15 protein-coding genes are annotated in these 13857 nt (G+C 34.8%); 13 read left to right on the forward strand and 2 right to left on the reverse strand.

Translation table 11 applies throughout. The annotated features are described in order from the left end of the window. Positions 1-69 precede the first annotated feature (69 nt). From EG344_RS08525 to ribA, 8 genes are all read left to right on the forward strand, one after another. Entirely contained in the window at positions 70-1497 is a 1428-nt protein-coding gene (locus tag EG344_RS08525) for a lipopolysaccharide biosynthesis protein (RefSeq protein WP_123909094.1), read from the forward strand. Positions 1498-1644: 147 nt separating this feature from the next. Further along, positions 1645-2661, forward strand: a complete 1017-nt coding sequence (locus EG344_RS08530) for a sugar phosphate nucleotidyltransferase (RefSeq protein ID WP_123909095.1) — start codon at positions 1645-1647, stop codon at positions 2659-2661. Positions 2662-2773: 112 nt separating this feature from the next. Further along, positions 2774-3619 carry a DUF4292 domain-containing protein gene (locus EG344_RS08535; protein ID WP_123909096.1) on the forward strand — a complete coding sequence of 282 codons (846 nt, stop codon included), beginning with the start codon at positions 2774-2776 and terminating at the stop codon, positions 3617-3619. Continuing rightward, positions 3616-5178: a M23 family metallopeptidase gene (locus EG344_RS08540; RefSeq protein ID WP_123909097.1), complete on the forward strand. Its 1563-nt coding sequence runs from the start codon at positions 3616-3618 to the stop codon at positions 5176-5178. Before EG344_RS08535 ends, EG344_RS08540 begins: the two co-directional genes overlap by 4 nt. A gap of 31 nt (positions 5179-5209) precedes the next feature. Further along, on the forward strand, positions 5210-5422 hold the full coding sequence (locus EG344_RS08545; protein ID WP_066699604.1) for a twin-arginine translocase TatA/TatE family subunit: 213 nt from the start codon (positions 5210-5212) through the stop codon (positions 5420-5422). Between the two features lie 15 nt (positions 5423-5437). Beyond that, positions 5438-6052, forward strand: a complete 615-nt coding sequence (locus EG344_RS08550; protein ID WP_123909098.1) for a DUF4254 domain-containing protein — start codon at positions 5438-5440, stop codon at positions 6050-6052. Further along, positions 6049-6507, forward strand: coding sequence for a hypothetical protein (locus EG344_RS08555; protein ID WP_123909099.1), 459 nt, complete (start codon positions 6049-6051; stop codon positions 6505-6507). Before EG344_RS08550 ends, EG344_RS08555 begins: the two co-directional genes overlap by 4 nt. 18 nt (positions 6508-6525) lie before the next feature. Continuing rightward, positions 6526-7122, forward strand: coding sequence for a GTP cyclohydrolase II (gene ribA, locus EG344_RS08560; RefSeq protein WP_089739566.1), 597 nt, complete (start codon positions 6526-6528; stop codon positions 7120-7122). A gap of 326 nt (positions 7123-7448) precedes the next feature. On the opposite strand, the gene EG344_RS08565 is transcribed toward ribA, so the two are convergent. Next, the gene (locus EG344_RS08565) at positions 7449-7997 is read right to left on the reverse strand and encodes a hypothetical protein (RefSeq protein ID WP_123909100.1); all 549 of its coding nucleotides are present in this window, start codon (positions 7995-7997) and stop codon (positions 7449-7451) included. A gap of 116 nt (positions 7998-8113) precedes the next feature. Here EG344_RS08565 and EG344_RS08570 point away from each other — a divergent pair, with 116 nt between their 5' ends. The 5 genes from EG344_RS08570 to EG344_RS08590 are packed head-to-tail and all read left to right on the forward strand — an operon-like array spanning position 8114 to position 13017. Next, positions 8114-9817: a glycoside hydrolase family 3 protein gene (locus tag EG344_RS08570; protein WP_123909101.1), complete on the forward strand. Its 1704-nt coding sequence runs from the start codon at positions 8114-8116 to the stop codon at positions 9815-9817. A 26-nt stretch (positions 9818-9843) separates the two neighbouring features. Then, complete coding sequence (gene bshA / locus EG344_RS08575) at positions 9844-10992, forward strand: N-acetyl-alpha-D-glucosaminyl L-malate synthase BshA (RefSeq protein WP_089739560.1); 1149 nt, start codon at positions 9844-9846, stop codon at positions 10990-10992. A gap of 27 nt (positions 10993-11019) precedes the next feature. Further along, positions 11020-12279 (forward strand): DUF2851 family protein, encoded by a 1260-nt coding sequence (locus EG344_RS08580; protein ID WP_123909102.1) that lies wholly within the window; start codon positions 11020-11022, stop codon positions 12277-12279. A gap of 1 nt (position 12280) precedes the next feature. Continuing rightward, positions 12281-12502, forward strand: coding sequence for a PspC family transcriptional regulator (locus EG344_RS08585; protein ID WP_027373948.1), 222 nt, complete (start codon positions 12281-12283; stop codon positions 12500-12502). A gap of 2 nt (positions 12503-12504) precedes the next feature. Further along, positions 12505-13017, forward strand: a complete 513-nt coding sequence (locus EG344_RS08590) for a GNAT family N-acetyltransferase (RefSeq protein ID WP_123909103.1) — start codon at positions 12505-12507, stop codon at positions 13015-13017. Between the two features lie 99 nt (positions 13018-13116). On the opposite strand, the gene EG344_RS08595 is transcribed toward EG344_RS08590, so the two are convergent. Then, a complete protein-coding gene (locus tag EG344_RS08595) occupies positions 13117-13851 on the reverse strand; it encodes an SIMPL domain-containing protein (RefSeq protein ID WP_123909104.1) in 735 nt (244 codons plus the stop codon). Between the last annotated feature and the right edge of the window lie 6 nt (positions 13852-13857).

The following is a 13857-nucleotide window of genomic DNA, read 5'->3' on the forward strand; positions in this document are numbered from 1 at the left end:
GAATGAATTTTTATATCACTCGTAATAAATCAATTTCTAAATATTTACATTTGCATAAAATTTTTCGAATTGTATAAGAAATTATTAGGGCAGACAATTATTTATGGAGTGGGGGCTATCGCGCCAAGAATTATTTTATTCATCCTTAATCCACTGTTGATCTATAAAATTCCCAATGAAGGTTTTGCAATTTTCACACAGCTTTATGCGTGGATTTCATTTGTGAACATTATCCTTTCATTTGGTTTTGAAACAGCCTATTTCCGATTCTCTGCGGAAGATGATAATGAGAAAAAAACCTTCAATACTTCATTCTGGTTTTTATTTTCAACCTCTACCCTATTCCTGGCATTATGCTATTTATTCAATCAACCTATTGCCGATTATTTAGGATATCATGATAATCCTCAATATATTAAATGGTTTGCATTAATTGCTTTTTTTGACAATCTATTGGTGATTCCTTTTGCATGGCTGCGTTTCCACAATAAGCCTATTAAATACTCAGCAGTGAGAATCTTTCAGTCCATATTTCAGGCAGTTTTTACAGCAGCTCTATTCTTTTGGATTCCAGAAAGTGTATCAAAAGGTTTTGGTCTAAATCAAAATGTAGATTATCCTTTCTTCAGTAATCTGGCAGGAAGTGCTTTAGGTTTCCTCTTGTTACTTCCTATTATATTAAAAGTAAGATTCCAATTCATCACCTCTTTATTTAAGCGTATGATCAAGTATTCATTTCCATTGATGCTGGCAGGTCTTGCTTTTATGGTGAATGAAAACTTTGATAAATCTATACAGAGAAATCATATTTCAGATGAGGAAGCCGGTGCTTATGGAGGCTGTTATAAACTAGCCGTCCTGATGACTTTATTTGTTACAGCTTACCGAATGGGTATTGAGCCATTCTTTTTTAAGCAAATGGATAAAGGGGATGCTAAAAAGACCTATGCTAAAGTAGCAGAATACTTTGCTTTTTTTGCCTGTGCTGTAGCTCTGGGAATCATCGCCAATATTTCATGGTTAAAGAGTGTTTTTATTCCTAATAAATCTTATTGGATTGCAATAGACATTATCCCAATTATTGTAGTAGCTAACCTTTGCTTCGGAATATATTATAACTTTTCCACCTGGTATAAAGTAACGGACAGAACGAGTGTTGGAACCGTAATTTCATGGATTGGAGCAGGTATTAATATTGTTTTAAACTACTTAGCCTTATCCTACTACCACAGTATGATTGGTTCTGCTTGGGCTACATTCGGGGCATATGCAATTATGATGATTGTATCATACTTGCTGGGACAAAAATATTACCCAATTCCTTATAGAATGAAGAAGATGAGTTTCTTCTTACTATTACTTGGAGTTTTCAGTTTTATCATTGTAAAATATCTTAACTATAATATTTTAACAAGTAATTTATTATTCTTAATCTTCTTAGGAATTTTGATCTATTCTGAGAAAAATATGATTTTATCAAGAATCAGGAAGAATTAAACTTTGGTCTCTCTTTTGATAACTATTAAGCTTTAAAAACTAAACAATGCGTTAAATGTGATAAATATTACTTTTTAAAAATGTTTTAATCATTACATTTAGCCCAAAATACATTACATTTAAACAAAAAACATCGTTATATCATCTATGAAAATTATTGTTCCAATGGCTGGACGTGGTTCCAGATTACGTCCACATACATTAACCGTTCCAAAACCACTTATTCCTATCGCAGGGAAACCTATCGTACAGAGATTAGTGGAAGATATTGCTAAGGTTGCAGGAGAAAAAATTGAAGAGGTAGCTTTTATCATCGGAGACTTTGGTCCTGAGATCGAAAGATCACTTCTTCAGATTACCGAAAAACTAGGAGCAAAAGGAAGTTTATATTATCAAAATGATCCACTTGGAACAGCCCATGCGATTAAATGTGCAGAACAGTCAATGACAGGAGATGTTGTTATTGCTTTCGCTGATACTCTTTTCCGTGCAGACTTCCAGCTGGATAAAAATTCTGACGGAGTAATATGGGTAAAAAGTGTAGAAGATCCATCTGCTTTTGGAGTTGTAAAATTAGATAACTATGGTTTCATTACAGACTTCGTAGAAAAACCACAGACATTTGTCTCTGACCTTGCCATCATTGGAATTTACTACTTCAATAGTGCCGAAAAGCTAATGGATGAAATCAACTATATCATGGACAATGATATTAAAAACGGTGGAGAATACCAGCTGACGATGGCCTTGGAGAACCTTAGAGCTAAGGGCGCTAAATTCACTTTGGGTAAAGTAAATGACTGGATGGACTGCGGTAACAAAAATGCTACAGTAGAAACCAACAGCAAAATCCTTGAATATGAAAAAGAGGAAATGAGCCATTATCCTGCTTCTGCAGTCATTGAGAATTCATTGATCATTCAGCCATGCTTTATTGGGGAAAATGTAAAAATATCCAACTCTAAAGTAGGTCCTGGAGTTTCATTAGGAAATAACACCATTATTGTCAATTCCAATATTGAAAACTCTCTCATTCAGGAAAACACAAGAATCAACCACGGAAATCTTTCCAATTCTATGATTGGTAATTCTGCTCAGTATTTTGGAGTGGCAAGAGAAATTTCTCTGGGAGATTATTCAGTATTAGATTTTCTTTCCAAGTAAATAAGATTAGAAATTCTTTAACTTAAATAAGATAAAACCAAACCACACAAAATGTTTTGTGTGGTTTGGCGTTAATATTGCACCGTATTTTTTTAATTGAAAAGATAAATACATGAAAAATTGGATCCCGTTTTTTTTATTGCTTCTTGCTTTATCATCCTGTAAAACCCGTAATGCTGTAAAAAGTGGCACAGGTACTCCCCAAGACAGTATCAAAACAACAGAAGATAACAGAAATCCAAAAGATGTAAACCAACCGGTAAGGGATAAATTCTCCTTTTACGAACATGTACTAATCCCACTAAAATTCGAGCAGATCAAAATTGACAGTAAGGTACGGGTAGAAACCGGCAGCTTTATTCCAACACTGGATGCAACCATTTATATTGAAAATGATAAAAAAGTTTGGATGAACCTGAGAGCCCTTTTCCTTAATGTGGCCAGAGGTATAGCTACTCCGGAAGGAATAAAAGGGCAGGATAAGACAAGCAAAACATATATTGATTCCGATTTTGATTATCTTAATAATCTACTGAACGTTAACTTCATTGATTATGAAGCTCTCGAAAGAATCCTGTTGGGAAGAACCTTTATAAAGATTAATGATTCTCAGTTTACACTCACTCAAAATGCACAGGGATACAAAATGGTTTCTAATGTCAACCAGAAAATTGTAAGTGATGAAAAACAGAGAGAGTACAAAATTGCATTGCAATATGATACCAATTATGATTTACTGACTGTCAACTTAAAAGATGTCTTATCTCCGGATGAGTTAGAAATATCTTACAGTAATTGGAATGAATACAATGGAATCCGCTTGCCGCAAAATGTTAAAATAATTATAAAAGGCTCAAAATCTAGTCAAATTTTACTGGAAAACACGAAATTTGACTTTTCGAGGATGGAAACACCTTATTCTGTACCATCCAGTTATAAGAAAATTGAGATTAAATGATTAAAAAATTTAGCTTTTTAATAGGTGTTCTTATGTTCGGGCTGCACCAGGGGCAGCAGAAAAAAGAACAGTTACAAAAACAGAATGCCGAACTTAAAAAACAAATTGCACAAATAAATACAGATTTAGCTAAAACAAGGAGCGAATCTAAACTTTCCATAGCCTATCTTACCAGCGTTAATCAAAAGTTAGTCTTAAGAGAAAAAGTCTACAATAACACTCAAAAAGAAAAGAGATTTATTGAAGATGATATCTATCTGAAGCAGCTTGAGATCAACCGTCAGAATAAAGAACTGGCTGTTCTGAGAAAGAACTATGCTGAAGTTTTGGTAAATGCTTATAAAAATAAAGGGGTACAGAATAAAGTAACCTTCATCCTTTCAGCTAAAAACATGGGCGAGGCTATCCGAAGAGTACAATATTTAAAGCAGTATTCAGACTATCAGGATAAAAAAGCAGCTGAAATTACTGATGCTGCCAATCAGATCAAAAAAACCATTACACAAAGACAGAACTCTGTAAAAGAAAAAGAAAACCTTCTGGTAAATCAACAGAAGGATTTAGCTACGATTAATACGGAAAGAGCCCAAAAAGAGCAACTGGTAGCTGATTTTAAAAAGAATGAATCGAAGCTTACTGCTGAACTGAAACAAAAACAGGTTCAATCCAAGGCTCTTGAAGGGCAGATCAGAGCAATTATTGCTGAAGAGATCAGAATTGCGAAAGCTGAAGAAGAAGCAAGAAGAAAAGCAGAAGCCGAAAAAATACGTTTAGCAAAACTTGCCGCTGAAAGAGAAAAAGCAAGAATCGAAGCGGAAGCGAAAGCAAGAGCTGAAGCGTTAGAAAGAGAAAGAAGAATTGCTGAAGCCGAAGCAAAAAGAGCAGCCGAATTAGCAGCAAAAAGAGCGGAGGAGGAAAGAAAGCGTAATGAAGAAGCTGCAAAAGCAGAAGCCAATTCAAGAGATGAAGCAAGAAAATTAGCCGCGAAAAAAGCTTCAGATGAAGCAGCAGCTAATGCAAAAGCAGCAGCAGATAAGTTAGCCGCAGCAAGAGCAGCAGAAGCAGCACTAGCCAAGAAAAAAGAAGAAGAGAAAAAAGCGGCAGAGTCTAAAGCAATGACAAGTTACGGAGTGACTACTTCCACAGGAAGCAGTTTTGCGGAAAACAGAGGAAGATTAGGATATCCTGCAGACAGAGCCGGGCAAATTACTCACCGTTTCGGAAGACAGCCACACCCTGTTTTCAAAAATATTACAGAAGAAAATAATGGGATTAAACTTTCCGTACCTTCAGGTACTCGTGCAAAGTCTGTATATCCGGGATCTGTCTCTTCAGTACTTGCGAACAATGACGGTACAAAAACCGTAATCATTAAACACGGAAGTTATTTTACTATATATTCCAACTTAGGAAGTGTAAGTGTTTCCAAAGGACAGCAGGTTTCTGCAGGAACTCCAGTAGGAACTGTAGCTCAGGATTTTGATGGTGCCTATACCCTTGATTTCCAAGTATGGAATGGAAGTACACCAGTTGATCCACTAGGTTGGATTTCATATTAAAAAAAGTGTAACTTTGTAAAAATTTTAAGAGATGAATACACTAACAATACTTGCCTTATCTTGGCAACATATCCTTATCGTAGCAATACTTTTAGTGCTGCTTTTTGGAGGAAAGAAAATTCCGGAACTAATGAGAGGAGTTGGTTCAGGTATCAAAGAATTTAAAGATGCGGTAAAAGAAGAAGACAAACCAGGTTCTGAAAATAAGTCGTCTTCTACAAACAATAATTCTTCAAGTAACTAAAATTCCTTAGAATTAATGAAATTTACTGAGACTGCATGGAAAGTCTTCAATCAATCTATTGAAGACTATCACGTGTCTGATGACGTTAACACTCTAATTAATAACCCGTTTGAAAAAGATAGTTTGGAACGGATTTTGTATGCAAAGAACTGGATTGATACCGTTCAATGGCATCTGGAAGATATTATTAGAGATGAAAATATTGATCCGGCTGAAGCTCTTCAATTAAAGAGAACAATAGACGCCTCCAATCAGAAAAGAACTGATCTGGTTGAGTATATTGACAGCTGGTTCCTTAATAAGTTTGAAAATATAACTCCTAAACCTGAGGCAAAGATAAATACGGAGACTCCCGCTTGGGCAGTAGACAGATTATCAATTCTTGCATTAAAGGTTTATCATATGTCATTAGAAGCCAATAGAGAATCCGCTTCTGAAGAACACAGAAATAATTGCCAGGCTAAACTGGATGTTCTGCTTACTCAGAGGGAAGATCTATCTACTTCTATAAATCAGTTGCTTGCTGATATTGAGAACGGTAACGTTAAGATGAAAGTATACAAACAAATGAAAATGTATAACGATGAAAGTCTTAACCCAATCCTTTATCAAAAAGGGCAACAGAAATGAAAAGACTAGTTTTTTTTGGAGTACTAATACTATTAACATCTTCCTGCGCAACGGAAAAGCTTAACCTTTCTCCGCTGTCAAATAATTTTTATAGCGATACAAAAGGATCTGATTCTGATAGAGGCTCAAAGAAGAGTTTTAATATCAATATCAAGGAAAACGTAAACGCTTCTGAGATTTCAAATATCATCTCCACTTTTCCTAAGTTTAAAAACAATGGGCTGAATGATGAGGTTACAAGTTTGAAATACAGCCTTCAGAATTATTTATATGCTATTGACGCCAATAATTCAGCTGGTAAAAGCAGAGCGCTAAAAAGCTTCGAAAAATCATACAAAAAAATTCAAAAGCAAAGACAAAGTCTTGACAAGGATGATGATGAAGTTCTTAACAGATATTTGGTTCGTTTAAAAACCAATATTTCTGTCATTGAAGATACTTTACCAGGAAGTTAAAAACTAATTGAACTATCAATGATTAAAATTCAGGCGGAAGCCAATGTTCCTACAGAGCACGGCAATTTCCGAATGATTGCTTTCTCCGAAAACGAAAATGACTGGATGCCTCACATGGCAATCATCGCAGACAATACAGATTTTTCAAAACCTGTAAATGTCCGTTTCCATTCAGAATGTATTACCGGGGAAGTTTTCCATTCAAAAAAATGTGAATGTGGGCAGCAGTTGGATGCTGCAATGAAATACATCCACGAAAACGGAGGTATTATTATTTATCTTCGTCAGGAAGGCCGTAATATTGGGATCATCAATAAATTAAAGGCATATTCATTACAGGAAAAAGGACTTGATACGGTACAGGCCAATCTTGAACTGGGACTTCCTGCTGATGACAGGAACTTTGGTGTAGCTATTGAAATCCTTAATCTGTTGGATGTAAAAGATGTCAATCTTTTGACCAATAACCCTGAAAAGGTAAAATATGTGGTAGATAGTAATGTACATCTTAATTCAAGGATACCATTACAGATTCCGGCCAATGAGATAAGTAAAGGCTATTTACAAACGAAAAAAGATTTCTTTGGACATCTACTCGATGACAATGATAACTAGATAAAAAAAGCTTCAGAATAAATTCTGAAGTTTTTTTATTATGTTCTGACACCTCATCACTTCTCAATTCCACTATCAACTTTCACTATAAAGCTATCAGAATTCATTAAATTCCCTTCTATTTCAATCCATATTTATTAGACCTTATCATTGTTTATAAGACAGCTTTATTAGTCCTAAACGATCAATGAGTTCACCATTATCCATTGTTAATGACTCATTGCTTATCCAGTCTCTCCTATTCATATCATATAAAAAATCAAAAGCCCCGGAAGATAACTCCCGAAGCTTTTTTAATTATAAAAAACTGAAAAGATATTTCTTAATTAGTGTGCATTGATGGTTTTAACCTTAGATTCATCAATGTTATAATACTTAACTACAGCATTATAGTCTCCAAAATCAACACTGTTGCTTACTTTTGCAGTCTTTTTCGCAGGATCTGCAGGTACAAGTACAATTCTGAAAGTTTGATTTGCCAAATAATTATTTACTTCTGCCTGAGACATCGTTCCAAGATTAAAGTTAGCGTCATCAATTCTAATCTGAACGGTTTTATTATCAAAGACAAAGTTATAATCAAATTTTCTTGGTGAGATAGAAGTGGATGCATCTACATATACCGTCTTTGGAATCTGCTGCCAAGCATTTCCTGCTTTTCTATACACCAATACTACATCAGTTGTTAAAATATCGATATCTGCATTCAATACGTACTTATCTGCTACAAATGTACCAGTTAAGTCTTTCATGATTGGAAATGTATCATTATCTTTTCCAGGATTTACCACAACCGGATCATCATTGCTATTATCACAACTATATGTTAAAAATCCGACACCGGCTAATAATATAAGTGGAAGAATTTTTTTCATTTCTATAAATGTTTAGTTATTATTTATATTGCGTATTCAAATCATATACCAAAAATTTCAAAATCTTTGTTTTTGTCAATTTTTTTAATTGTATTTTTGTTCTTATTCAAAAAGTCATGAGGAAATTATTATATACTTCACTCTTTATTGCAGCATTCATTAGTCCTAGGATTAATGCCCAGTATCAGCCAAAAAACACGTCGAAAGAAGATATAAAAAAGGCTCAGAAATGGGTTGAAAAAACGTATAAAAATCTTTCACAGGATGAAAAACTAGGGCAGCTTTTTATTGTTGCTCTTTATACAAATAAAGGAGAAGACTATATTAATCAAGTAAGAAATATTGTTTCTAACGATAAGATCGGAGGTTTGATCCTGATGCAGGATGATGCAGCAAGAGAAATCAACCTGGTCAACGAGTTCCAGCAAAAATCCAAAATTCCTTTAATGATTGGAATGGATGCTGAATGGGGTTTATTCCAAAGAATTGCAACAGCACATAAATTTCCTTGGGCAATGACTTTAGGTGCTATTCAGGATAAGAATCTAGTGTATCAAATGTCTGCTAAAATTGCAGAAGATTGCCACAGAATGGGAATCAACTGGGATTTTGCTCCGGTAGTGGATGTAAACACCAATCCGAACAATCCTATTATCGGTAACAGAAGTTTCGGCTCTGAGGTGGATAATGTAATTAACTCTGCTCTATCCTACTCTAATGGACTTCAGGATAACAATATTTTAGCAGCAATCAAACATTTCCCTGGTCACGGGGATACTAGTACAGATTCACATCTTGATCTTCCTGTGGTTTCCCACAATTTAGATAGATTGAATTCAATAGAAATTGCTCCATTTAAAGCTTTAATGGATAAAGGAATTGGTGGCGTTATGGTAGCTCACTTATATGTTCCTAGCTTAGAATCTGGAAAAGGTATTCCTGCTTCTATTTCTAAAAATATCATCACAGGATTATTAAAGGATAAACTTGGCTATAAAGGTTTAATTATCACAGATGCCTTAAATATGGGCGCCGTTGCCAACAAGTACAAACCGGGAGAGTTGGATGCTATGGCATTCAAAGCTGGAAATGACATCATGCTTTTCTCTCAGGGGGTTTCTGAAGGGAAAAAACTGATTCAGAAGGCCATTGATAGCAAAGAAATCTCTCAATCCAGAGTAGAAGAAAGTGTAAAGAAAATTTTATTAACAAAATATTTCTTAGGACTTACACAATACGCTCCAAAAAATCCGGACAACATCGATGCTGACCTGAATAATGATTCTCACAAGATTTTGGTTCAGAATCTTTATTCTAACGCATTAACTTTATTAAAAGATGAGAAAAAGCTACTACCTCTATCAGGAAAACAAGTGTATTATGTTCCGTTAGAGGAAGCTCCTTATCAGACATTTGCTAATAGAATTGGGTCTAATATTATTCTTAAAAAAGCAAATGAGATCAGTACAATTCCAACTGGTTCTACAGTAATTGTTGGTTTCCACAAGGATAATTCAACAGCTTATAAACCATATAAAATATCTTCAGAATCTAAAAAAGTTCTTGCTGACCTTACTAAAAATCAGAATGTACTTCTGAATGTATTCGGAAGCGCCTATGCTTTGAAAGACATTGATCTATCAAAAGTTTCAACAGTTCTGGTATCTTATGAGAATAATGATGATTCTATGAATGCTACAGCAGATGCTTTAAATGGGAAAACAAAAATCTGGGGCAGACTTCCTGTATTGGTTAACGATCAGCTAAAAGCAGGAATGGGGATTGATCTGAATCCTATTTCCCCAATGAACACAAAATAAAACAACATCAAAACAACAATAATCTAATGAAAATAGGCATACTTTGCTATCCAACCTATGGTGGAAGCGGAATTGTAGCAACAGAACTGGGAATGTCCCTTGCCAATAAAGGATATGAAGTACACTTCATCAGCTCTGCTCTTCCTGCAAGATTAGACATCACTAATCCGAATATTTTCTTTCACAGGGTAAATGTTCAGACCTATCCGCTTTTCCAATATCAGCCTTATGATATTGCATTAAGTTCTATGATCTACAGAGTTGTGAATCTCTATAAACTGGATCTACTCCATGCTCATTATGCCATTCCTTATGCGTATGCAGCATTTACAGCTAAGCAGATGCTACAGGAAGATAATAATGATATTCCTCTAGTGACCACTCTTCACGGTACGGATATTACTCTTGTAGGTCAGCATCCAAGTTATAAACATGCAGTAGAATTTTCCATCAACCAGTCAGATGCCATTACTTCGGTGTCTGAAAGCCTGAAAAAGGATACCCTTCAGTTTTTCAATATCAAAAAAGAAATCCAGGTGATTACTAACTTTATTGATAATTCTGAATTTGACGACTGTACGGAATGTCAAAGAACTCAGTTTGCGAATCCTGATGAGAAAATTCTGATCCACGTATCGAATCTTCGTCCGGTAAAACGTGTGGATGAAGTATTGCAAATCTTTAAAAACGTTGAGAAGAAGGTAAAATCTAAACTTATTATCATTGGTGAAGGCCCGGATATGGAAAAGGTGAACCAATTCCTTGAAGAAAATCCTGATCTTATCTCAAAAATCCGTCTTTTAGGAAAAGTAAATGACCTTTATAAGATCCTGCAGCTTTCTGACGTATTTTTACTTCCATCAGAGCAGGAAAGCTTCGGTTTGGCAGCATTGGAAGCAATGGCCGCTTATACTCCGGTTATCAGCTCGAATGCAGGTGGAATTCCTGAGGTAAATATTCAGGGAGAAACCGGATATTTAGCAGAGATCGGAAATGTAGAAGCGATGAGCAACTACACCATTAAGCTGTTAAGCAATGAAGAACTTTTAACCAAAATGAAAGAAAATGCGAAAGAACAAGCTATAAAATTCGATTTGAAAAATATTCTTCCTATCTATGAGAAAATGTATAGAACGACTATAGAAAATTTTAAAAAGGAGTTGACGAAAGTATAATATTTCTATTATATTTATCGTCACACTATGACGGAAAAATTACTTCAATATCTTTGGAACTATAAGGTTTTCAAATATTTTGACTTCAAGGATATTGAAGGAAATTCCGTTGAAATTATCCAATTCGGGAAATGGAACAAAGATGCCGGCCCGGATTTTCTCGATTCTAAAATCAAAATCAATAATGTAGTTCTTGCCGGAAATATAGAACTGCATGTTCGTTCCTCGGACTGGATTTTCCACAATCATTCTCAAGACCCCAATTACCAGAACATTATTCTTCATGTAGTTTTTCAACACGATACTGAGATTAGTGAGCTTACCCATCAGAAAGTTCCTACCCTTGAACTGAAACATTATATTGATGAAGGTATAATATGGAAGTACGAAAGATTAGTCAATGGTAATCAATTTATTGCCTGTGAAAATATTTTTAATAAAGATAAAATTCCAGTCCACTTTCATGAAGGAAATATTCTGAAAAAACTGGAGGAAAAATCTATTGAACTTGAGCAAAGTTTAATTTTTTATAAAAATAATTTTGAAGCGGTTTTATTCCACAGCCTTGCTTATTCTTTCGGATTAAAAGTAAATGCTCATATTTTCAGGCAGATTGCAGAAAGTATTGATTACAGTATTATTAATAAGATCCGTCAGAATCCACTGCAACTTGAAGCTTTATTATTCGGAATTTCGGGCTGGCTTACGACTCCAGAAGACGGACAAATGAAAATATGGAAGCGGGAATTCGAATTTATTAAAGCAAAGTTTACCCTTCCAAACCTCCTGTTTCATCCTAAATTTTTGAGACTACGACCTCCTAATTTTCCTACCATCCGTCTGTCTCAGCTGGCAGATCTTTACCAGCATCAGAATTTATTTTCAAAAGTAATGGATGCAGAAAGTACTGAAGAACTCTATGATCTATTTAAATCAGTAAAAGCTTCTGAGTATTGGGATTGTCATTTCAATTTCGGAACGATCTCAAAAGTACAGCCTAAAACTTTAAGTAAGGATTTTATTAACCTCATCATTCTAAATACTATTCTTCCTTTAAAGTATACTTATCATAAATACCATAGTGAAGAAATTGCGGATAAGATGATAGAATTCTATCAAAATATTCCAGCTGAAAAGAACTCAGTAGTCCAAAGCTGGAAAAACCTTGGTGTGTCAGCTACCAATGCTCTGGAAAGCCAGAGCCTGATTTATCACTACAAAAACTCATGTGAAGAAAAAAATTGCTTAACTTGCAGTATTGGATTTAAACTTTTAAAAGAATCTTGAAATGCTGAGTAATATCCGTCATAAAATGGAAAGAGAATGGTTTGGTGTACTGACAAGAATGGGTGCCAAACTTGGAATTCCCGTATCCAAATTAAGGATCTTTTTCATCTACTCTACTTTTGCTACCGCCGGTTTTTTCTTTCTGATTTATCTGGGCTTGGCATTTACTTTGTGGATTAAAGATATTTTTATCACCAGAAGACCAAGTGTCTTTGATTTATAATTATGGAATTTTTACCAATTACTACTGCTGAAGATCATAGAGTTCAGGGAATCTATTCTTCTTATACCAGCACTTTTCCTGTAGACGAACAAAGAGATAAAAAACAGTTTCTGGATTTATTTTCAAATCCTAAAGTCAGTTTTATGTCTATAGTACATGAATCAGAGGCCATAGGGTATCTCATCTTATGGGAGCTGAGTTCTTTTGTTTTTGTAGAACATTTTGAAGTGTTTGAGGCTTTCAGAAGCAAGAAACTAGGATCTCATATTATGCAGCACTTACTGGAAAACTATCCAAGAATTATCCTGGAAATTGAGCCTGAAGATCTGAATGAAGATGCTAAAAGACGTTATTCTTTCTATCAGAGAAATAGTTTCGGACTCATTGATACTACTTATGTACAACCAAGTTATGGAGAAGGGAAACAATCTCTAAACCTATGGCTTCTGGCCAATTATTCTCCTGAAAATGTGGAAGAGCTTAAAAATGAAATTTGCGATATTGTTTATCCTTAATATAAAACGCCGGAGTATTTCCGGCGTTTATTTTTTATTGAGGAGATTGCACAAATTTCCACAGATGTTTGCGCTTTACTTTTCTGCTAAAATTAGTATCTAATTTACTTCATACTCCAGTTTTATGGTAATACTGGCTTCTTTTTCTTTGGAAGAGGTATTAAATGTTCCTCCATATGAATAATCTTCGTTTGAATTGGGAGCTGTGATCTGAATGACACCCATTGTCGCTTTTTTAAGATTGCCCAAACTACTTCCCGAATTTTCTGCAATTTTTTCAGCCCGTTCTTTAGCATCTTTTGTAGCACTGGCAATCATTTCCTGCTTTACCGTAGCTAGTTTGGTGTAAAAATAAGACGGTGAAGAAGAAGTGAATTCAATTCCACGGTTGATAATTTCAGTAATATTTCTGGAAAGATTTTCAATTTTACCGACTTCCTTACTTTCAATAGAGACATTTTGAGATAGGTTGTAACCGGAAAATTCTCCTTGTACATAATTTCCATTGGAATCATTATAACTCCTGAACTGTTTTTGAATGTCCACAGAGGAAAATACAATCTCATTCTGTTTTATTCCCTTTGAAATCAAATAATCATTGATGACTTTTCTATCCTGCGCCAACTGATCATAAGCTGATTTCAGATCAGAATTATTTTTAGAAAAACTTCCTGACCAAGTAATCAGGTCAGAAGTAAACTGTTTGGATCCTAATCCTGTTACGGAGATCGTATTTTCAGATTTATTCCTGTTTTTGATTGCATTTCCCAAAAATCCCAGGCCAAGAACAAATCCTAAAGCGCCTATTGCAACTGCAATAATATTTTTATTCATAAAATA

This window comes from Chryseobacterium sp. G0162 (genome assembly GCF_003815715.1).
Classification (GTDB): Bacteria; Bacteroidota; Bacteroidia; order Flavobacteriales; family Weeksellaceae; genus Chryseobacterium.

Excerpts from the sequence above, each read along its gene's own strand:
- EG344_RS08595 (WP_123909104.1), bottom strand. The coding sequence starts at position 13,851 with ATGAATAAAAATATTATTGCAGTTGCAATAGGCGCTTTAGGATTTGTT.
- EG344_RS08540 (WP_123909097.1), top strand. The coding sequence starts at position 3,616 with ATGATTAAAAAATTTAGCTTTTTAATAGGTGTTCTTATGTTCGGGCTG.
- EG344_RS08585 (WP_027373948.1), top strand. The coding sequence starts at position 12,281 with ATGCTGAGTAATATCCGTCATAAAATGGAAAGAGAATGGTTTGGTGTA.
- bshA (WP_089739560.1), top strand. The coding sequence starts at position 9,844 with ATGAAAATAGGCATACTTTGCTATCCAACCTATGGTGGAAGCGGAATT.
- EG344_RS08555 (WP_123909099.1), top strand. The coding sequence starts at position 6,049 with ATGAAAAGACTAGTTTTTTTTGGAGTACTAATACTATTAACATCTTCC.
- EG344_RS08580 (WP_123909102.1), top strand. The coding sequence starts at position 11,020 with ATGACGGAAAAATTACTTCAATATCTTTGGAACTATAAGGTTTTCAAA.
- EG344_RS08565 (WP_123909100.1), bottom strand. The coding sequence starts at position 7,997 with ATGAAAAAAATTCTTCCACTTATATTATTAGCCGGTGTCGGATTTTTA.
- EG344_RS08570 (WP_123909101.1), top strand. The coding sequence starts at position 8,114 with ATGAGGAAATTATTATATACTTCACTCTTTATTGCAGCATTCATTAGT.
- ribA (WP_089739566.1), top strand. The coding sequence starts at position 6,526 with ATGATTAAAATTCAGGCGGAAGCCAATGTTCCTACAGAGCACGGCAAT.
- EG344_RS08545 (WP_066699604.1), top strand. The coding sequence starts at position 5,210 with ATGAATACACTAACAATACTTGCCTTATCTTGGCAACATATCCTTATC.
- EG344_RS08550 (WP_123909098.1), top strand. The coding sequence starts at position 5,438 with ATGAAATTTACTGAGACTGCATGGAAAGTCTTCAATCAATCTATTGAA.
- EG344_RS08535 (WP_123909096.1), top strand. The coding sequence starts at position 2,774 with ATGAAAAATTGGATCCCGTTTTTTTTATTGCTTCTTGCTTTATCATCC.
- EG344_RS08530 (WP_123909095.1), top strand. The coding sequence starts at position 1,645 with ATGAAAATTATTGTTCCAATGGCTGGACGTGGTTCCAGATTACGTCCA.
- EG344_RS08590 (WP_123909103.1), top strand. The coding sequence starts at position 12,505 with ATGGAATTTTTACCAATTACTACTGCTGAAGATCATAGAGTTCAGGGA.